This is a genomic window from Enterococcus rotai, from assembly GCF_001465345.1.
GTDB classification, from domain to species: domain Bacteria; phylum Bacillota; class Bacilli; order Lactobacillales; family Enterococcaceae; genus Enterococcus_L; species Enterococcus_L rotai.
In genome coordinates, this window is sequence record NZ_CP013655.1 from 2,969,699 (window position 1) to 2,988,832 (window position 19,134).

The following is a 19,134-nucleotide window of genomic DNA, read 5'->3' on the forward strand; positions in this document are numbered from 1 at the left end:
AAACCTAAATAGGAGATGATTTTTTTGTTCGACAACACTGATCAGTTAGGCGTCAACACGATTCGTACATTGAGTATTGAAGCAGTACAAAAAGCAAACTCAGGCCATCCAGGCTTACCAATGGGTGCTGCACCTATGGCGTATGCGCTTTGGACAAAACATTTGAAAGTAAACCCAAAAACAGCTAGAAATTGGGTAGATAGAGACCGTTTCATTCTTTCAGCAGGTCATGGTTCTGCAATGCTTTATAGCTTACTTCATTTAGCAGGTTATGGCGTAACAATGGATGATTTGAAGAGTTTCCGTCAATGGGGTAGTAAAACTCCAGGACATCCAGAAGTCCATCATACAGATGGTGTTGAAGCGACTACTGGTCCTTTAGGTCAAGGGATTGCAATGGCAGTTGGAATGGCGATGGCTGAAGCGCACACTGCTGCGACATACAATCGCGATAGTTTCCCTGTGATTGATCACTATACGTATGCTTTATGCGGTGATGGTGATTTGATGGAAGGTGTTTCTCAAGAAGCGAGCTCGATGGCTGGGCACATGAAATTGGGCAAATTGATTGTGTTGTACGATTCAAATGATATCTCTTTAGATGGTCCAACTTCAAAAGCCTTTACAGAAAATGTTGGGGCTCGTTATGAAGCATACGGATGGCAACATATTTTAGTAAAAGATGGTAATGATTTAGAAGAAATTTCTAAAGCAATTGAAGCAGCCAAAGCTGAATCAGATAAACCAACCTTGATCGAAGTCAAAACAGTTATTGGTTATGGTGCTCCAAAAGAAGGCACATCTTCTGTTCATGGTGCCCCAATCGGAGCAGATGGCATTACTGCGGCTAAAACTGTTTATGGTTGGGAATATCCTGATTTTACTGTTCCGGAAGAAGTTGCTGCTCGTTTTAAAGAAACAATGGTAGAAAAAGGCGGCAAAGCTGAAACTAATTGGAATGACATGTTTGCAAACTATACAAAAGCACATCCTGAATTAGCAAAACAATTCAAACAAGCTTTTGCGGATGAACTTCCTGAAAATTGGGATAAAGAATTACCAACTTATGAGGTAGGTTCGAGTGCTGCAAGTCGTGTAACAAGTAAAGAAACAATTCAAGCAATCTCTAAGGCTGTACCAGGTTTCTGGGGTGGTTCTGCTGATTTATCTGCATCAAACAATACAATGGTCGCAGCAGAAAAAGATTTTGAACCGGGTCAATATGAAGGTCGCAATATTTGGTTTGGCGTTCGTGAGTTTGCCATGGCTGCAGCGATGAACGGAATTCAACTACATGGTGGTAGCCGTGTATATGGTGGAACATTCTTTGTCTTTACTGATTATTTACGTCCTGCGGTTCGTTTAGCAGCGATTCAAAATACTCCTGTAACTTATGTACTGACGCATGATTCTGTAGCGGTAGGGGAAGATGGCCCAACGCATGAACCTGTTGAGCAATTAGCAAGTATCCGTTGTATGCCTGGTGTTCAAGTGATTCGTCCGGCTGATGGGAACGAAACAGTTGCTGCATGGAAAATCGCTATGACGACTAAAGACGCTCCGACTGTTTTAGTTTTAAGTCGCCAAAACTTACCTGTTATTGAAGGAACCAAAGAACATGCTGGAGAGCTTGTTCAAAAAGGTGCCTATGTGATTTCTAAGCAAAAAGGTGAGAAACCAGAAGGAATCCTAATTGCAACTGGTTCAGAAGTGAACTTAGCCATTGAAACTCAAAAAGCATTGGCAGAACAAGGCAAAGATGTTTCAGTCGTTTCAATGCCAAGTTTTGATTTATTTGAAAAACAAACAGCAGAATATAAAGAATCTGTTTTACCTAAAGCTGTGACCAAGCGTGTGGCAATCGAAGCTGCTTCACCATTCGGGTGGGAACGTTATGTTGGTACAGCTGGTACAACTGTGACGATCAACCACTTTGGTGCTTCAGCTCCTGGCGATTTAGTCTTAAAAGAATTTGGTTTTACAGTTGAAAATGTCGTAACAAAATATAATGAATTATAAATAGTAAATGAAAAAGCAAAAGTCCGAATTAGTTGGACTTTTGCTTTTTTTGTTGGTGTAAATAGAGTGTATAATTTGTAAAAAAATGGATAGAAGAGAGCTTGTAACATCCGTGTAACATTTGCAATATTTTTCTATTTATTATAAAAAAGTTAATAAATAGAAATCTAAAGGATTCTTGATGGGAAATACAGTCCAAAAATAGACACCATGTAAACTGAACAAAACAATTGCTCCTGAAACTATAAAACAAAAATTTCAGCTAGATTACACTCACTTTAAAACTTCAAATTTCAGGAGTAAATAATTGTTTATAAAAAATTCCACGAGTAAAATGGTGTTACGATGTTCTATTGAGGAGGAACAAATGAATGGACGAGATCAAAACAAGAAGTAGTAGACACCAACAAAAAACACAGAAGAATAATCATAAAAGAATAGTTTCTGTGATTGGGACTTCATTAGTATTTCTTCCTGTCGCAGGGAATCTGTTACCATTGGGTGTTCAAGCGACAGAAGTTGAAACTCAAGGAGCAGTTTCACAACAAGCATTTATTGATTCTATTGGCTATTCAGCTACTTCAGTAGCGGATGCAAATGATTTATATGCCTCTGTCATGATCGCTCAAGCATTATTAGAGAGTAGTTATGGAACTTCAGGTTTAGCTGCGGCTCCAAACTATAATTTATTCGGTGTCAAAGGAAGTTATGGTGGACAAACAGTTTATATGCCTACAGCTGAATATTTGAATGGTGAATGGGTCACTGTAACCGAACCATTTAGAAGTTATCCATCCTATACTGAGTCGTTTCAAGACCATGCTAACGTGCTTAAAACAACGATAGCTTCAAGTGGTAACTATCATTACTCTGGTGTATGGAAAAGTAATACAACGAGTTATATGGATGCAACAGCGGCTTTAGCTGGTCGCTATGCAACGGATCCTAACTATGCAAGTAAACTGAACTGGTTGATTTCTACCTACGGTTTAACAGCGTACGATAGTGGTAGTACCGTAGCCACTACAGCCTATGAAAACCAAGCAAGCAGCGATCAAGCGGCAATTGGACAAAGTAGTGCCACTGTTGCTGGGCAAACATACACAGTAGCCTCTGGTGATACTCTTTGGGGAATCGCTGAAAAATACGGAGTTTCAGTGGATCAATTGATGGCTTCAAATGGTATCACAGCTGAATTGATCACTGTAGGACAAGTATTACAAGTTGCCTAAGAAAAGCTATCAACAAACAGTCATCTAGATGACGAATTGTTGATAGCTTTATTTTTATCGTTTTCCTGATCGCAATTCTTCTAAGCGACGTTGACGATTTTTAGTTAGATCTTTGATTCTCGGGCGAGGTAGAATCGACTCCGAAGTTGTAGTTGACTCCATTGAATGTGTTAAAGAATTATTTACATCAAACTGTTTTAAATAGTCAAGAACTTCGCGGACAATTTGTGTTGGAGTAGAAGCACCTGCCGTCACGGCTACTTGCTCCACATCATAAAACCATTTAGGATCGATTTGTGATACATCAGATATGCGGTGAGCAGGAACACCAGCCTGTTCAATGGAAACTTGAGCTAAGCGATTGCTATTATTACTTTTAGGATCACCAACAACGAGTGTTAAATCACAACCTTGTGCTTGTTCAACAACGGCTTCTTGGCGAACTTGGGTCGCTTTACAAATATCTTTATGAATAAGCACATTAGGATATTTTTTTTGAATCAATTCCATCAAATCGCTAACATCCCATTGGCTCATGGTTGTTTGATTAGTGACAAAAATTTTATCAGATTGCAAGTCTAAATCAGCAATATCTGTTTGATTAGCGACTAAATGAACATGTTCTGGCGACACACCCAATGCGCCTTCAGGTTCAGGATGATTTTTTTTACCAATATAAATAATTTCATAGCCATCTGTAACCTTTGCTTCAATCAACTCATGGGTGATCGTCACATCAGGACAAGTTGCATCAATCACGGTCAAGCCTTTTTCAACCGCTAATTGTTTGACTTTTGGTGAAGTTCCGTGAGCTGTAAAGATAACAGTTCCTTGATCAACTTGAGCTAAAATATCTTCACGACTAGCTCCATCTAAAGTGTGGATTCCAATGCTTTCAAAGGCGTCAGTCACATGTTTATTATGAACAATCATGCCTAAGATATAAATCGGGCGAGGTAAGTTTTCATCAAGCGAGGCATTTCTAGCGATGACCATTGCATCAACAACCCCATAACAATAGCCTCGCGGGCTAATATTAATAATTTTCATAAATAAAATAACTCCTACTTTACTATTTTTAAAGTCTCCTATACTATACAACATTACAACATGTTTGTTAAATTTATTTAAAGAGAACTTATCAATTGAGTAACAGTTGCAAAATGATAGCCAGATAAGTTGATATAAGCTATTATAAACACAAGACAGATTTTTTAGCTATACGAATATCAAACTGGAGGAATGAATCATGACTCAAATTTTTAACTCAGTTACTGAATTGATAGGGAAGACACCCATTGTAAAGTTAGGTCAGATTGTCCCAGATGGAGCGGCTGACGTTTTTGTGAAACTTGAATTTTTCAATCCAGGTGGAAGTGTAAAAGATCGGATTGCTTTAAGTATGATCGAGACTGCTGAAAAAAATGGCCAACTGAAAGCGGGAGATACAATTGTAGAACCTACTAGTGGGAATACTGGAATTGGTTTAGCAATGGTCGGCGCTGCAAAAGGCTATAAGGTCGTTATCGTAATGCCTGATACAATGAGTATTGAGCGTAGAAAATTAATGCAGGCTTATGGTGCTGAGTTATTATTGACTCCAGGAGCTGAAGGAATGAAAGGCGCAATTGCCAAAGCTACAACGTTATCTGAAAAAGAGGGCTTTTTCATGCCGATGCAGTTTGATAATCCAGCAAATCCGTTAACACATGAAAAAAAGACTGGTAAAGAAATTCAGGATGTTTTTGGACCAGCCGGTTTGGATGCATTCGTGGCTGGAGTAGGTACCGGTGGCACGATTACAGGTGTTGGGAAAGAATTAAAACGTGTGTATCCAAAAATTTCGATTGTTGCTGTAGAACCAACAGAATCGCCTGTTTTAGAAGGCGGTTCCCCGGGCCCACATAAAATTCAAGGGATCGGCGCTGGTTTTATTCCAAAAGTATTAGATACAGAAATTTATGGTGAAATTATTGCCGTACCAAGTGAAGAGGCAATGGAAACTGCCCGTCAATTAGCAGCGAAAGAGGGCTTGTTAGTTGGGATCTCAGCAGGAGCAGCTGTAAATGCTGCAATCCAAGTTGCTAAAGAGTTAGGTGCTGGAAAAAAAGTATTGACTGTTATTCCTGATAATGGGGAACGATATCTGTCAACGGCTTTGTATAATTTTCCTGAATAACTAGAGACTGAAGGAGAAGACGTAAATTTGGGTCTTCTCTTTTTTACTTGTTCAACCACACAAATAGTATGTAATAGTATAATAAAATACAAAAAATTGAGATAAACCTGCTATTTCCCCTACTATTTGCACGATTATTCTTGTCAAGTCAGATTAGAAATAGTATCATTTAGGAAAGAAGACTGGGAGGGGAACCAAATGGATAACGTATTGGTAAAGAATGCACTGGAAGAATTAAAAGAAGCCAATATTCGTATTACTCCTCAAAGATATGCAATCTTGGAATATCTAATTGAGAATCATAGCCATCCAACAGCTGATGAAATTTATCGTTCACTAGAAGATCGTTTTCCAAATATGAGTGTTGCGACTGTTTACAATAATTTACGTTTGTTTACTGATATTGGTTTTGTTCAGGAAATGAATTATGGTGATGCATCTAGCCGATTTGACTTTAGTTCAAAAAAACACTATCATGCAATCTGCCAAAATTGTGGCAAAATTGTGGATTTCCATTATCCAGGATTGGAAGATGTAGAGATGGCAGCAAGTAAATTGACTGGTTTTGAAATCAACGAACACCGACTAGAATTATATGGATTATGTCCTGATTGTCAAAAAGCCAAAAAAGAATGAAATGAGTGATAGAATGAGATCGATCCACACGGATAAGGCACCAAAAGCAATCGGTCCTTATGTACAGGGGAACATTGTGAATGGGCTATTATTTGCTTCAGGTCAAGTCCCGTTAAATCCTGAGACTGGAGATGTTACTGGTACTACCATAGAAGAGCAAACGCAACAAGTTTTGAAAAATATCGCAGCCATTCTCGCAGAAGTAGGGAGTGACTTTGATCATATTGTTAAAACAACTTGCTTTTTAAAAGACATGAACGACTTTGTTGCGTTCAACGAAGTTTATGCTACAGCATTTACAAATCATTTACCAGCTAGGTCAGCTGTGGAAGTAGCCCGCTTACCTAAAGATGTTCTGATTGAGATAGAAATTATTGCAATGGTTAATGAATAATTCTTTAATTTCACAAGCTAAGAAAGCTATGTTTCTTAGCTTTTTTAGCTTGTGAAAACAGCATTCATCCCCCGGTAGATGTTGATTCAAATGAAGAAACAGTTAAAAATAGAGAAGTTTGTGAAAAAATAAGTTAGTGATTCACAAGCAAAGAACTCGAATACACATCCTCACTTTGTTATATTTTTAGTATACCAGTAGATTTTTATTAAAATCATTGGTGAAAAATTTAACTTGAAAGAAGGGATTTACAAAATGAAAGTCGTAGTCGTAGGATGTACGCATGCAGGAACAGCTGCAGTCAAAAGTATTTTAACAAATCACCCAAACGCGGAGGTAACCGTTTATGAACGAAATGATAATGTATCATTTTTATCATGCGGTATCGCTCTATATGTTGGAGGAGTAGTGAAGGAGGCTGACAGTTTATTCTATTCAAGTCCTGAAGAACTAGCGTCACTAGGTGCTACAGTTAAAATGGAACATGAAGTCGAAACTATCGATGTTGATCATAAAACAATCACTGCAAAAGATTTGAACACAGGCAAAGTTGAAACAAAAGAATATGATAAATTAGTCATGACCACAGGTTCGTGGCCAATCGTTCCTCCAATCAAAGGAATCGATGCTGAAAACATTTTATTATGTAAAAACTTTAACCAAGCAAACGTAATTATCGAACGTGCAAAAGATGCGAAGAAAGTTGTCGTTGTTGGTGGAGGTTACATTGGTATCGAATTGGTAGAAGCTTTTGTAGAATCAGGTAAAGACGTTACTTTGATCGATGGTTTAGACCGTATTTTAAATAAATATCTGGACAAACCATTTACAGACGTTTTGGAAAAAGAACTTGTTGATCGTGGTGTTACTTTAGCTTTAGGTGAAAATGTTCAAGAATTCCAAGCGGATGCAAGCGGACATGTGAATAAAGTCATTACTCCTAGTCAAGAGTTTGATGCTGACATGGTGATTATGTGTGTTGGTTTCAGTCCGAACACAACATTGCTTAAAGATAAGGTAGACATGCTACCTAATGGTGCGATCGTAGTCGATAAATTTATGAGATCAAGCAATCCAGATATTCTTGCTGCTGGTGATAGTGCAGTTGTACACTATAACCCAAGCAATACAACAAATTATATTCCATTAGCAACAAATGCTGTTAGACAAGGAATGTTAGTTGGGTATAATTTAACAGAAGAAAAACTTGCTTATCGTGGGACACAAGGAACTTCTGGTTTATATTTATTCGGCTGGAAAATCGGCTCAACTGGTGTTACTCTAGAAAGTGCGAAAATGAACAACTTAGAGGTAGAAGCAACACAATTTGAAGATAACTATCGTCCAGAGTTCATGCCAACAACGGAAAACGTCATGATGGAATTAGTCTATGAAAAGGGCTCAAATCGTATTGTTGGAGGACAGTTAATGTCTAAATATGATATTACTCAATCAGCTAATACATTATCTTTGGCTGTGCAAAATAAAATGACGGTAGAAGATTTAGCTTTATCTGACTTCTTCTTCCAGCCCCATTTTGACCGCCCTTGGAACTACTTGAACTTATTAGCGCAAGCGGCATTAAAAGATATAGCTAAAAAATAATCATTAAAAACCTAGAGCTGGAATTCAGCTCTAGGTTTTTTAGTGTAATTAAGTAGAATATTTTGCATTTTAATGACTTTTTTGAGATGCTTGATGAGTAAACTTAAATGAGGTGTTGGAAAATGGAAATAAGAGAACGAGCTCTGCGCTCTCTATATGCTTTGATTGGAGTGGCAATTTTAGCTTTTGGTGCAGCCACGTTACGGATTGGTCAAGTTGGCTTAGATCCGTATACTGCAGCGAATATTGGCATCGGGAATGTTCTAGGACTTTCTTTAGGTGTTTATCAATTGATGATCAACTTTATTATTTTAGGAATTGTTTTTATTCTTGGAAGAAGCTACATCGGTATCGGAACAGTTATTAATATGGTTCTTACGGGTTTTTTTATTGATTTTTACACGTGGATTTACACGGATTTTATCACCATTAAAATCAATTTTTTCACTCAAAGCTTGGCTCTTGTAATTGGTGTGTTGATTTTTACATTCGGCGCGTCGTTTTATATGTCAGCAAAGCTCGGGAATGCTCCTTATGATGCTATCGCCCCAATTATAGTTGAACGAACTAAATTTCACTATCGATCAGTTCGAGTGAGCCAAGACATCTTTTTCGTTGTGCTAGCTTTTATTTTTGGAGGGCCAGTTGGAATCGGTACAGTAATTAATGCTTTTTTTACTGGACCATTAATTGATTTTTGGAATAAAAAAGTGAGTCAGCCAATAATTGAAAAAAGTATAAAAAGCAAAGTGGGATCCTAACAAACAGAATCAATACATAAAAAAACAAAGCAGCTCAGTTGCTTTGTTTTTTTGTGTCGGCTATCTTTTGGATGAAACCTTTAATTGGTAGCGCTTCCTCTGGTTCCCGTGATTTCTTTAGTATTAACTGTATAATATTGGATTTTTATTTTATAACAGTTTGGTTACAAATAGATTTGCATATACAAGTTTACAATTGCTTTCAAATCAACGTTTAAGGTCTTTTTGTAAAAGTTTTTTTGAATTATTGTTATAAAGTTAAAAAAAATAAGCATTTACGATTCATATCATTTCCAAAAATATTATATAGGTTATAAAGTCCGCAGGTAGAAGCTTAATTAAATTTTTACGTTGCTCGTGTTTTACGAAAGGAGAGTGTCTATTGGTTTTAGCAAGCTTCTAGTTGTTCGTTATGTGGTATTAATTTGAATGTAAGAGGAGGATAATCATGAAAAATGATCAGCAAAAAAGAAAAGCACTAATAAATCGAAAAAACAAAATAAATACCGTGCGTTATCATTAGTGTTGACAAGTAGTTTGGTTATTGCACCATTAACAGTTCCGCTGTCATTTTATTTACCAGGGGGAATTACTGCTCCTGCTGCAATTTTAGATGCAGAAATTTTATCCAACATTAGTAGTTCGAACAATAGTGGAACAACTACTGGAGCTCGTTGGGCTGCGGATGGTGCTTCGAAAAATGTTAATTTTACAATTTCTGGAAGTGAATTGATTGGCGGTTCAGTTATCACAAGCGGAACAAAACAAGCAGTTTTGACTATTCCAACTGCACTAAATGGCAAAGTTTCTCCAAATGGAGCAGCGCAAATTGATACAAATATCACATTGACCGTTGCTGATTTGACCTTCTTGACTGGAACGCTAAATGCAGTTAATAATCTATCAAACTTATTAACTGATATCGTTGATGGATCATTAGTTAATCAAAAAATCGATGCTTTAAATAATTTGGAAAATTTGGGGAGTGCTCAGTTTACCTCTAATGCAGTACTTTCTCCAGATGGTACTTATATTCATGCTGACATGGATGACGGACTAGGCTTAGTTTTGGCACAGAATGTCTCCTCTCTTTTACAAGATTTAAAAGCAGCCGTTGATGCTTTAAATGCGACAGGTAGCGGGATTGGCAGCAATGTAGTTGCAGCTGCAATCAATACTACGTTACTTCCAGTTAAAGGTACAGTTGAAACGGCTATTAATTTGGCTCTTCCTTTGGTGGGAATTGGCGGTGCTGGAGTCAATCAGTTGGCTGATGAATCAGTGTTAGGTAGTACGACCATCAATATTCCAACGACGGTTATTAGTCCAACAAGTTTAGCGCAAAATCTAGATGCACGTTTTGTTGGAACAGTTGTAAAAGCGGACGCAATTGATGTCAGTTTGATCAGCACGGCTAATGGAGTATCAGATATTTATTATGCTGGAAATGCAGTAGTAGTAGCACCGCCAGTAGTAACGAGTACAACTGGAACTTCAGCAACAGGTTACACGGTAACAGGTACAGCAACAGCAGGAGATACCGTTTCACTTAGAAATCTTGCCGGAACTGAACTTGGAACAGGAGTCGTTGATAGTAACGCCGGGTTCTCAATTGAGCTAGATGCTCAAGAGGTGGAACCATTACAACAATTAAATGCAGTAGCAATTGATGATGCACTTAATTCTAGTTTACCAACACTATTCACAATTCCAGCTGATCCTTCAGCAAATATTAAAGCACCAACTATCAGCAATGTGACTGGAACATCAAAATCAGGATACATTGTAACTGGTAAAGCAACTGCTGGAAACCTAGTCAAAATTCGTAATGCTGCTGGAAGAGTGATCGGATCGACCATTGCAACTGCAGCAGTAGGATCTTCCCTAGGCAGAACACATTTGCATTAGATGGTGATTTGCAATCGCTCTGCCAACAGGTTCTGCGACAGAGAATGAAGCTTTGACAGCAACTGCTGAAAATAATCTTGGAGATGTGAGTTCTGCAACACCATTCAAGACACCAGCTGATCCAACTGTTTTCGTAGCAACGCCGATCATTGATAGTGTTATTGGAAATTCAATGACAAGTTATACGGTAAAAGGAATTGCGACATCAGGAAATGATGTAGTTATTGAAAATGGTGGCGGAGAAGTCTTAGGTAGTGGAGAAGCCAATGATTCAGGTGCATTTGTCATCGAAATCCCTATTGGTTTTACACAACCGAAAGAGTTACTTTCAGCGATTGCAAAAGATAAAGAGGGCAATCGAAGTGAACCAGCTAAATTCAAATTACCAGCTGACTCAGGTGATGGTAACGGAAATGGCAATGGAACAGGCAACGGTTCTGGTAATGGTAGTAACTTAGGCAATAATGGCAGCTCAGGCTTGAAAAACCTAAGTAGTTCACAAAAAAATCTTCCTAATAACGGTGAAATCTTTAGTAATTGGGGAGTGTTAGGTGCTTTTGCTTTCTTCACCTTCAAACGTACAAACAAAAAAGAAGATGAATAAATCAGAAACATAATGCATTAACTTTCTATAAGGGTTAAAACATGAGGTGGGACAAGCGTCCTATCTCATGTTTTTTTAGTAAAAATGGACTGTTTTACCAGAATAGCTGAATTTTGGAAGAAAGAAACTTCCTTTCTGATTCTTTTTATCGTAAAATGAAATTAGACAAAATGAAAGGGAGGATATACACATGCCGATTCGCGTTCCAAAAGAGCTACCAGCTATTAAAGTATTAGAAAAAGAGAAAATATTTGTAATGGACGAAGATCGCGCCATGCACCAAGATATTCGTCCTTTAGAAATTTTGATTCTAAATTTAATGCCTAAAAAAGATGAAACGGAAGTTCAGCTTCTGAGACTATTAAGTAATACGCCTTTACAAATAAATGTTGATTTTTTGCATATGAGTAGTCACGACGCAAAAAATACATCTATTGATCACTTGAAACGTTTTTATCATCAATTTAAGGAAGTAAAGGATAAATTTTATGATGGTTTGATTATTACTGGCGCACCGATCGAGCAATTGCGTTTTGAAGAAGTTGATTATTGGGAAGAATTGCAAGAAATTTTTAAATGGAGTAAAACTCATGTGTTTTCAACGTTCCATATTTGTTGGGGAGCACAAGCTGGGTTATATTATCATCATAAAATCAATAAATATTCGCTAGACCAAAAACTATCAGGAATATTTGCACATGATGTTTTAACACCGACCTGGAGTATTTTAAAGGGATTTGATGATGTCTTTTTTGCGCCACATTCTAGATATACAGGGGTTAAAAAGAGCGATATAGATCAGACTGAGTCGTTAGAAGTTTTAGTTGAATCGGAAGAAGCAGGGCTTTTTTTAGTTGGAAATAAAAATAATCGTGCTTTTTATGCGATGGGGCATTTAGAATATGATCGTGAAACATTACAACAAGAATTTGAGCGTGATCAACATAAAGGGATAGAGCCTAAGCTACCTAAGAATTATTTCCCGAACAATAACAGAAGTGAGGTGCCACAGCTCCGTTGGCATATGGCTGCATCATTGTTATTTTCTAATTGGCTAAATTATGCAGTTTATCAAAACACACCATATGATTTAACTGATTTACTCGAAGTCGGGAAATATTAAATAGATAAAAATAAAACAAAGTGAAATAATGCTTTTGTTTTATTTTTTTATCTAAATACGTTCAAATCAAAAATGAAATCGTTACCTTTTAAATATAGTTCGATAATTTTTTGAAGCATTCTTTTTCCTTTTTTTTGAAAATAAACGTATTATGAGGAGAAGGAAGGAGGCCCAAGGTTGATGGAATGCTAAGGAATAGGTAGCTTGAATCATAACCATCACAAATACCATAGTTATTTATTAAGTTTGTCTTAGCAGAATAAATAACGTATTAATAGTATCAAAGGTTTAAAAAAATGAATCATGAGGTACATACCCCTAAATCAACATTATTTTGGGAGACGTTCCAAGATTTCAAAAAATGAATAGGCTTTAATTAACTATGTTGGAGGAATAATGATGAAAATACCTAAAAAATTTTTGAGCGGGTTGTTACTTTCCATACTATTTCTGTTTTCGTTCGTACCTGCTTTTGCACAAGAAATTGATGCAATCACAGCACCTACAGGAATCAAGGCTATAATCGTGATCATTCCCTTGATCGTAGTTTTAGTTTTATTGTTTATGAAGGTCGATATGATCATTGCAGGTTTTGTTGGTGGAGTTTTGGCAATGATCATTGGTGGAATTGGTTTAGAACAAGCCAATAAACAATTATTAGAAACAATTCCTATGATGTTAGGTATTACTGTCCCAATCATCAACTCAGCCGTTGCAATGGCCGTCTTTAAATCAGGCGGTTACTCAGCAGCACTGACACTGGCTAAACGAGGAACAAAGGGAAAAGTCGAATATGTTTCAGCATTTATTGTCGTTTTGTTAGCAGCAGCAACCTATATGTCTGGTATTGGCGGTGGTAGTGCTATGGTTATTGCACCACTGGCTTTTGTGGCAGTCGGAGTCGTTCCTGAACTAATTGCGGCAATGTCACTTGCTGCGGCGGTTTCGTTCACTACATCACCTGCATCTTTAGAATCAAGTATCGTTTCGAAGTTGGGTGACTTTAGTGTAGCTAAGTATGTTTCAGACATGCGCCCGATTTGGTTAGTGTTTTGTGCATTAGCTATTATTTTAGCTTTCTGGGGAACCAAACGTCGAAATTTGGGCTTTAAGGAAAATAGTGAGGATGAATATGCCTCAATGAGTAACAAAGCATTATTTAAATTGACTTTACCAGCAATCTTTTTATTGTTTGCGGTAATTTTTGGTCCTGTAGTCAATGATCTTGTTGGATTTGCTTTATTAACGCCTTTAGTTTATATGATAGTAACTTTAGCTTTGATTTATATCTGTTCAGATTTCACTTTAAATCAGTCTGTTGAAGCGATGGTGGATGGGTCAACCTATATTTTGACTCGATTATTCCAAGTAGGGATTTTTCTAGCATTTATTAATATTATTGCTCAAACAGGAACATTTGCGGTTATTGCCGGGATCGCTAGTGCCGCGCCGACCATGATCATGGTTCCAGTTGCAATTTTAACCGGGATTTTAATTGGTGTGCCAGCGGGTGCTTATGTAGGCTCCGTACTAACACTTGTATTACCAGTAGCTGTGTCCTTAGGTTTTTCTTCTATTGAACTTGGATTAGTTGCTGTTGGTGTTGGGTTAGGCAGTCAAATGAGTTTTGTTAATATTACGATGCAAGCCTTATCATCAGGATTCCAAATTCCAATTTTAGACGTTGTAAAAGGGAATGTAAAATGGATCAGTATAGCATCTCTCGTATTAATTCTGATTGGTTTCTTTATTTAGTTTAAATAGAAAGGGTGGAAATACATGGATATTTTAATTAAACAAGCGAGATTAAGTGATGGAGAAGCATTGCAAGATGTGGGGATCAAAGACGGTAAGATCGTTGCAATTTCAGAAAAATTAACGGATAACGCAGTCACTGTCATTGATGCAAAAGGCCGTGTTTTGATTCCTGGTTTGGTAGAAAGCCATATTCATTTGGATAAAGCTTTGATTGCTGATAGAAAACCAAATAAATCAGGAACTTTACAAGAAGCTATTAGTGTTACCGCAGAATTAAAGCCAACTTTTACCGAAGAAGATATTTACCAACGAGCAAAACGAGCGTTGGAAATGATCATTTCTCACGGTGTAACGGCCGTTAGAACACATGCGGAATTTGATCCAGCTCAAGGTTTTTCTGGCTTTAAAACCATTATGAAATTAAAAGAAGAATATCGTGATCTAATCGATATGCAAATTGTGGCATTCCCCCAAGAAGGGATTTTTAAAGCTCCTGGTACGGAAAAAATGATGTATGAAGCAATGGAAATGGGCGCAGATGTTGTCGGCGGGATTCCGTATAATGATGCTCCAGCGGATAAGCATATAGATTTAGTTTTTGAAATTGCTAAAAAATATGATAAAGACATTGATCTTCATCAAGATTTTAGTGATGAAGCAACAGATATTTCAATAGAATATCTATGTAAAAAAACGATAGCTGAAAACTATCATGGCAGAGTGTCAGTCGGGCATTTAACTGCTCTACATGCATTAGAACCAGAACGTTTAAATGAAATTTTATCATTAATGTCTGAAGCTCAAATCAGCGTGATGGCCTTGCCAGCAACAGATTTACATTTAGGAGCTAGAAACGATGTATACAATGTTCGCAGAGCTGTGACACCAATCAGAAAGCTTCGTGACGCTGGCGTCAATGTCTGTTTAGCGACTAATAATATTCGTAATGCGTTTACGCCTTATGGGAATGGTGATTTAATGCAAATTGCTATGTTAGCTATTCCGGTAGGTCATTTAGGCGGAGCAGATGATTTACCGACTGTTTTACCGATGATCACAGAAAATCCTGCTAAAGCTTTAGGTCTTGATCATTATGGCGTTCAAGTTGGCAATAAAGCTGACTTAGTCCTACTTGATACGAAGGTCAAAGCAGATGCTATTATTGATATTCCAGAGAGAAATTATGTTATTAAAAATGGAAAAATCACTGTCGAAGTAAAAAAAGAGGTCACCATCTTTAAATAAGTCGTTCTAAACAACCAGCTATCAATTGATAGCTGGTTGTTTAATTTCCGATAATCTTATTATGTAAACTAAATTAGATGAGAAAAAAACAAAATATAGTAATACTGAATACATCATGTAAGGCATATAAAAACGATTAATAACATATATTCTCAATTAAATAATGTAATTGAGAACGAAAAGAGAAATAGCTTGTATTTATAGTTAGTTATATGATACTCTTTATTATATAATAAATAATATTGGAGGTACAGGAAATGAAAGTTATTGTTTTAGGTTCATCGCACGGAGGCTACGAAGCAGTTGAGGAATTATTGAATTTACATCCAGATGCACAAATCCAATGGTACGAAAAAGGCGATTTTATTTCATTTTTATCCTGTGGTATGCAGCTTTATCTAGAAGGAAAAGTAAAAGATGTCAATTCAGTTCGCTATATGACTGGTGAAGAGATGGAGAGTAGAGGAGTCAACGTTTTTTCAAATACAGAAATTACTGCAATCGAACCTGAAAACCATCAAGTAGTGGTGAAAGATTTATTATCTGGAAAAGAACGCGTTGAAGGGTATGATAAACTAATCATCAGCCCAGGAGCAGTTCCATTTGAGTTAAATGTTCCAGGTAAAGAATTAGAAAATATTTATTTAATGCGTGGTAGAAAATGGGCAATCAAATTAAAAGCAAAAACCGTTGATCCAGAGGTTAAAAATGTGGTTGTGATCGGTAGTGGCTATATTGGTATCGAAGCTGCTGAATCCTTCGCAAAAGCTGGTAAAAATGTCACCGTTATCGATATTTTAGATCGACCATTAGGTGTCTATCTAGATAAAGAATTTACTGACGTATTGACTGAAGAGATGGAAGCTAATAATATCAAGGTTGTAACAAACGAAACGGTTCAAAGCTATAAAGGTGAAGGACAGGTTAAAACAGTTGTAACTGATAAAGCTGAATATGCTGCTGATTTAGTTGTTGTTGCAGTTGGTGTTCGTCCTAATACAGATTGGTTAAAAGATACGTTAGATTTGCACCCTAATGGTCTGATTAAAACGGATGAGTTCATGCAAACAAGTGCTGCTGATGTCTTTGCAGTTGGAGATGCAACATTGATCAAGTACAATCCTGGTGAAACAGAAGTCAATATTGCTTTAGCGACAAATGCAAGAAAACAAGGTCGTTTTGCTGTGAAAAACCTAATGAAACCAGTAAAACCATTTCCTGGTATTCAAGGATCTTCCGGTTTAGCTGTTTTTGATTACAAATTTGCTTCTACAGGAATCAATGAAGAAATGGCTAAAAAATTGGATATGAAAACAAAATCTGCCTTAGTGGTTGAAGATTATTTAATGGATTTCAATCCTGATAAACAAAAAGCTTGGTTCAAATTAGTATACGATCCTGAAACAACTCAAATTTTAGGTGCTCAGTTGATGTCAAAAGCTGATTTAACGGCTAATATCAATGCTATTTCCTTAGCAATCAAGGCTAAAATGACCCTTGAAGATTTGGCGTATGCTGACTTTTTCTTCCAACCTTCATTTGATAAGCCTTGGAATATCATCAATACAGCTGCTTTAGTGGCGTTAAAAAATGAACAATAATCTATAAGACTAAAAAAAGACCATAGAAGATTACTTTCTGTGGTCTTTTACTTGCACAAAAAAGATGGTATGATTTGACTAAATAACTCGAATTGGAGGGGAAGATAATGACCATTAATTTAGAAAAAATGACACTTACAGATTTTGATAATTATCTCTCTTTTGCAATCAAAGACTATGCTCAAGATAAGATTACTGCAGGAACTTGGAATAAAGAGGATGCCATTCAACTAGCTACAAAAAGTTTTAACGAGCTTTTACCTGATGGAAAGAATACAAAAAATGAATATCTATATTCAATTAAAGACGAATCACTTGATAAAAATGTTGGTTTCTTATGGGTTCATTTAAATAAAACACCTTATGATTCAAGATTTTTTATTTATGACTTTATCATTTTTGAAGAGTATAGAAATATGGGCTATGGTAAACAAACGATTGCTCGTCTTAGTGAAAAAGCCAAAGATATGAACGTCTCTCAGGTTGACTTGCACGTGTTTGCTCATAATAAAGGTGCGATTCATTTGTATGAACAAACAGGGTTTGTAGCAACTGATATCAGCATGACAAAAGAGATCCATTAAAGGTCTTAAATAAAAAAGGAGAACAGTATATGCCAGCATCCAAATGGAAAAATAATGACAGAGTTGATCCAAAAACAATGGACAAAACACTCCATCTTTGCGGCAGTCATCAATGAAAAAGCAGAGATCATTTCAATTGGTAAAACGACTGTTACAGAAGCAAATGATCCAACAGCTCATGCTGAAGTTAATGCAATTAGACAGGCCTGTCAGTTTTTAGAAACGGATCGTTTACCATCAGGCTATTGGTTATACTCAACCTTTGAACCTTGTCCTCTTTGTTCTGCAGCTGCTATTTGGAGTGGAATAGACGGGATCGTGTATGCTAATGATCCTAGATTCAAAGGTGAGCTTCCTGATTGGTCGTTTATAAAATGTCGAACTATGTTAGAGCAAGGAGCTGCCATTCATCAAGTTGAATTAATCGAAAATTTTATGCTAGATGAGATTAAAGACTACTTCATAAGGCATATAAAATAAAAAACTTTTTTATTCAGACGTTAAATATCAATCATTAATTAAGGGGCGAATAGAATAATGTACTATTTTGATAATAATGTAAAAGTCTTTTATGATAGTATCGGAGAGGGGAGACCGCTACTTATTATTCATGGTTTCGCCATTGACCATAGAGCAGTAAAAGGGACTGTTGAAGAATCTATCAAGTATAAGAACTATAAACGAATCTATATTGATTTACCTGGGATGGGCAACTCACCAGCTCCTGATAAAATGATTGATGCTGATGAGTTACTAAGTATTTTACTTAAATTAATCGATAAGATTATCGGAACAGAACCATTCTCCATTTTAGGTTACTCTTATGGAGGATACTTAGCATTAGGACTTGTTAAATTTATTCCCGAGCAAGTCGAAAAATTAATTTTGTTAGCTCCAGTTGTAAAAGCGAATGCTAAACAACGAAACTTGCCAGAAAAAACTAAAATAAGCTCAGAGTTTTTTAAGGTTGAGAACAAAACTCTCTTTACTCAGTACCAAGCTTCAGCAGCTAATATAACAGAACAAGGATACAAGAACTTTCTTAAAGAGATTTATCCAGGACTTGTCATTGGAGATCACGATTTCCAAAAGACTTTTCAGGAAATTGGATATGCTTTTAAGTTTGAAAAAAGTCTTTTCGCTAAACCGATCATTTGCGATAGTTTGATTATTTTAGCTGAACAGGATGATATCGTTGGATTCCAGGATACCTTGGACCATGAAAAAGACTTTTATAATGGTAGCTTTGTATTGATTAAAAATGCTGGACATAATATGCAACTAGATCAACGAGAGTCTGTTATAACTGAAATCTATAATTTTTTAAGTTAACGACTAAATAGTCTTTTGATTTGTCAAATTAAACTACTTTGTATAATGTATATTATGTTAACTAGGGAACGAGATAAACTTTAAGATCCATTCATATATAAAACTTTATAGAAAAAGACAGTCCCCTCATTTTAACTAAGGTTCACTGTCTTT

The 19,134-nt window shown here is 36.5% G+C and carries 17 protein-coding genes; 16 read left to right on the forward strand and 1 reads right to left on the reverse strand.

Going from position 1 to position 19,134, the window contains the following annotated elements; all coding sequences use genetic code 11:
- Positions 1 to 24 precede the first annotated feature (24 nt).
- Complete coding sequence (gene tkt, locus ATZ35_RS13220) at positions 25 to 2,019, forward strand: transketolase (RefSeq protein WP_208927646.1); 1,995 nt, start codon at positions 25 to 27, stop codon at positions 2,017 to 2,019.
- Between the two features lie 371 nt (positions 2,020 to 2,390).
- Entirely contained in the window at positions 2,391 to 3,251 is an 861-nt protein-coding gene (locus ATZ35_RS13225) for a glucosaminidase domain-containing protein (RefSeq protein WP_208927647.1), read from the forward strand.
- A gap of 54 nt (positions 3,252 to 3,305) precedes the next feature.
- Here ATZ35_RS13225 and ATZ35_RS13230 read toward each other — a convergent pair whose 3' ends face one another.
- Positions 3,306 to 4,301: a 4-hydroxy-3-methylbut-2-enyl diphosphate reductase gene (locus ATZ35_RS13230; RefSeq protein WP_208927648.1), complete on the reverse strand. Its 996-nt coding sequence runs from the start codon at positions 4,299 to 4,301 to the stop codon at positions 3,306 to 3,308.
- Between the two features lie 199 nt (positions 4,302 to 4,500).
- On the opposite strand from ATZ35_RS13230, the gene cysK reads away from it, so the two are divergent.
- The 14 genes from cysK to ATZ35_RS13295 all read left to right on the forward strand — a co-directional run bounded on the left by cysK (position 4,501) and on the right by ATZ35_RS13295 (position 18,981).
- On the forward strand, positions 4,501 to 5,430 hold the full coding sequence (gene cysK / locus ATZ35_RS13235) for a cysteine synthase A (protein WP_208927649.1): 930 nt from the start codon (positions 4,501 to 4,503) through the stop codon (positions 5,428 to 5,430).
- Between the two features lie 198 nt (positions 5,431 to 5,628).
- A complete protein-coding gene (perR, locus tag ATZ35_RS13240) occupies positions 5,629 to 6,066 on the forward strand; it encodes a peroxide-responsive transcriptional repressor PerR (protein ID WP_086313079.1) in 438 nt (145 codons plus the stop codon).
- A gap of 13 nt (positions 6,067 to 6,079) precedes the next feature.
- The gene (locus ATZ35_RS13245; protein WP_086279460.1) at positions 6,080 to 6,460 is read left to right on the forward strand and encodes a RidA family protein; all 381 of its coding nucleotides are present in this window, start codon (positions 6,080 to 6,082) and stop codon (positions 6,458 to 6,460) included.
- A 255-nt stretch (positions 6,461 to 6,715) separates the two neighbouring features.
- Complete coding sequence (locus ATZ35_RS13250) at positions 6,716 to 8,065, forward strand: NADH oxidase (RefSeq protein WP_208927650.1); 1,350 nt, start codon at positions 6,716 to 6,718, stop codon at positions 8,063 to 8,065.
- Between the two features lie 122 nt (positions 8,066 to 8,187).
- Positions 8,188 to 8,826, forward strand: coding sequence for a YczE/YyaS/YitT family protein (locus ATZ35_RS13255; protein WP_208927651.1), 639 nt, complete (start codon positions 8,188 to 8,190; stop codon positions 8,824 to 8,826).
- 522 nt (positions 8,827 to 9,348) lie between these two features.
- Positions 9,349 to 10,734, forward strand: a complete 1,386-nt coding sequence (locus tag ATZ35_RS13260; protein WP_244148168.1) for an adhesive domain-containing protein — start codon at positions 9,349 to 9,351, stop codon at positions 10,732 to 10,734.
- Between the two features lie 52 nt (positions 10,735 to 10,786).
- Entirely contained in the window at positions 10,787 to 11,338 is a 552-nt protein-coding gene (locus tag ATZ35_RS16825) for an Ig-like domain-containing protein (protein ID WP_244148169.1), read from the forward strand.
- Between the two features lie 190 nt (positions 11,339 to 11,528).
- Positions 11,529 to 12,461, forward strand: a complete 933-nt coding sequence (gene metA, locus ATZ35_RS13265; RefSeq protein WP_208927652.1) for a homoserine O-acetyltransferase MetA — start codon at positions 11,529 to 11,531, stop codon at positions 12,459 to 12,461.
- Between the two features lie 399 nt (positions 12,462 to 12,860).
- Positions 12,861 to 14,216 (forward strand): citrate transporter, encoded by a 1,356-nt coding sequence (locus ATZ35_RS13270; RefSeq protein WP_208930493.1) that lies wholly within the window; start codon positions 12,861 to 12,863, stop codon positions 14,214 to 14,216.
- A 24-nt stretch (positions 14,217 to 14,240) separates the two neighbouring features.
- Positions 14,241 to 15,464 (forward strand): amidohydrolase family protein, encoded by a 1,224-nt coding sequence (locus ATZ35_RS13275; RefSeq protein WP_208927653.1) that lies wholly within the window; start codon positions 14,241 to 14,243, stop codon positions 15,462 to 15,464.
- A gap of 257 nt (positions 15,465 to 15,721) precedes the next feature.
- Positions 15,722 to 17,065, forward strand: coding sequence for an FAD-dependent oxidoreductase (locus ATZ35_RS13280; protein WP_208927654.1), 1,344 nt, complete (start codon positions 15,722 to 15,724; stop codon positions 17,063 to 17,065).
- Positions 17,066 to 17,172: 107 nt separating this feature from the next.
- Positions 17,173 to 17,649 (forward strand): GNAT family N-acetyltransferase, encoded by a 477-nt coding sequence (locus ATZ35_RS13285; protein WP_208927655.1) that lies wholly within the window; start codon positions 17,173 to 17,175, stop codon positions 17,647 to 17,649.
- Positions 17,650 to 17,703: 54 nt separating this feature from the next.
- The gene (locus tag ATZ35_RS13290; RefSeq protein WP_208927656.1) at positions 17,704 to 18,129 is read left to right on the forward strand and encodes a nucleoside deaminase; all 426 of its coding nucleotides are present in this window, start codon (positions 17,704 to 17,706) and stop codon (positions 18,127 to 18,129) included.
- A 57-nt stretch (positions 18,130 to 18,186) separates the two neighbouring features.
- A complete protein-coding gene (locus ATZ35_RS13295) occupies positions 18,187 to 18,981 on the forward strand; it encodes an alpha/beta fold hydrolase (protein ID WP_208927657.1) in 795 nt (264 codons plus the stop codon).
- Positions 18,982 to 19,134 lie beyond the last annotated feature (153 nt).

Coding starts and splice junctions, on each gene's coding strand:
- ATZ35_RS13285 (WP_208927655.1), top strand. CDS start 17,173: ATGACCATTAATTTAGAAAAAATGACACTTACAGATTTTGATAATTAT.
- ATZ35_RS13225 (WP_208927647.1), top strand. CDS start 2,391: ATGGACGAGATCAAAACAAGAAGTAGTAGACACCAACAAAAAACACAG.
- ATZ35_RS13280 (WP_208927654.1), top strand. CDS start 15,722: ATGAAAGTTATTGTTTTAGGTTCATCGCACGGAGGCTACGAAGCAGTT.
- ATZ35_RS13295 (WP_208927657.1), top strand. CDS start 18,187: ATGTACTATTTTGATAATAATGTAAAAGTCTTTTATGATAGTATCGGA.
- ATZ35_RS13275 (WP_208927653.1), top strand. CDS start 14,241: ATGGATATTTTAATTAAACAAGCGAGATTAAGTGATGGAGAAGCATTG.
- ATZ35_RS13290 (WP_208927656.1), top strand. CDS start 17,704: ATGACAGAGTTGATCCAAAAACAATGGACAAAACACTCCATCTTTGCG.
- ATZ35_RS13250 (WP_208927650.1), top strand. CDS start 6,716: ATGAAAGTCGTAGTCGTAGGATGTACGCATGCAGGAACAGCTGCAGTC.
- ATZ35_RS13255 (WP_208927651.1), top strand. CDS start 8,188: ATGGAAATAAGAGAACGAGCTCTGCGCTCTCTATATGCTTTGATTGGA.
- cysK (WP_208927649.1), top strand. CDS start 4,501: ATGACTCAAATTTTTAACTCAGTTACTGAATTGATAGGGAAGACACCC.
- ATZ35_RS13245 (WP_086279460.1), top strand. CDS start 6,080: ATGAGATCGATCCACACGGATAAGGCACCAAAAGCAATCGGTCCTTAT.
- perR (WP_086313079.1), top strand. CDS start 5,629: ATGGATAACGTATTGGTAAAGAATGCACTGGAAGAATTAAAAGAAGCC.
- ATZ35_RS13270 (WP_208930493.1), top strand. CDS start 12,861: ATGAAAATACCTAAAAAATTTTTGAGCGGGTTGTTACTTTCCATACTA.
- metA (WP_208927652.1), top strand. CDS start 11,529: ATGCCGATTCGCGTTCCAAAAGAGCTACCAGCTATTAAAGTATTAGAA.
- ATZ35_RS13230 (WP_208927648.1), bottom strand. CDS start 4,301: ATGAAAATTATTAATATTAGCCCGCGAGGCTATTGTTATGGGGTTGTT.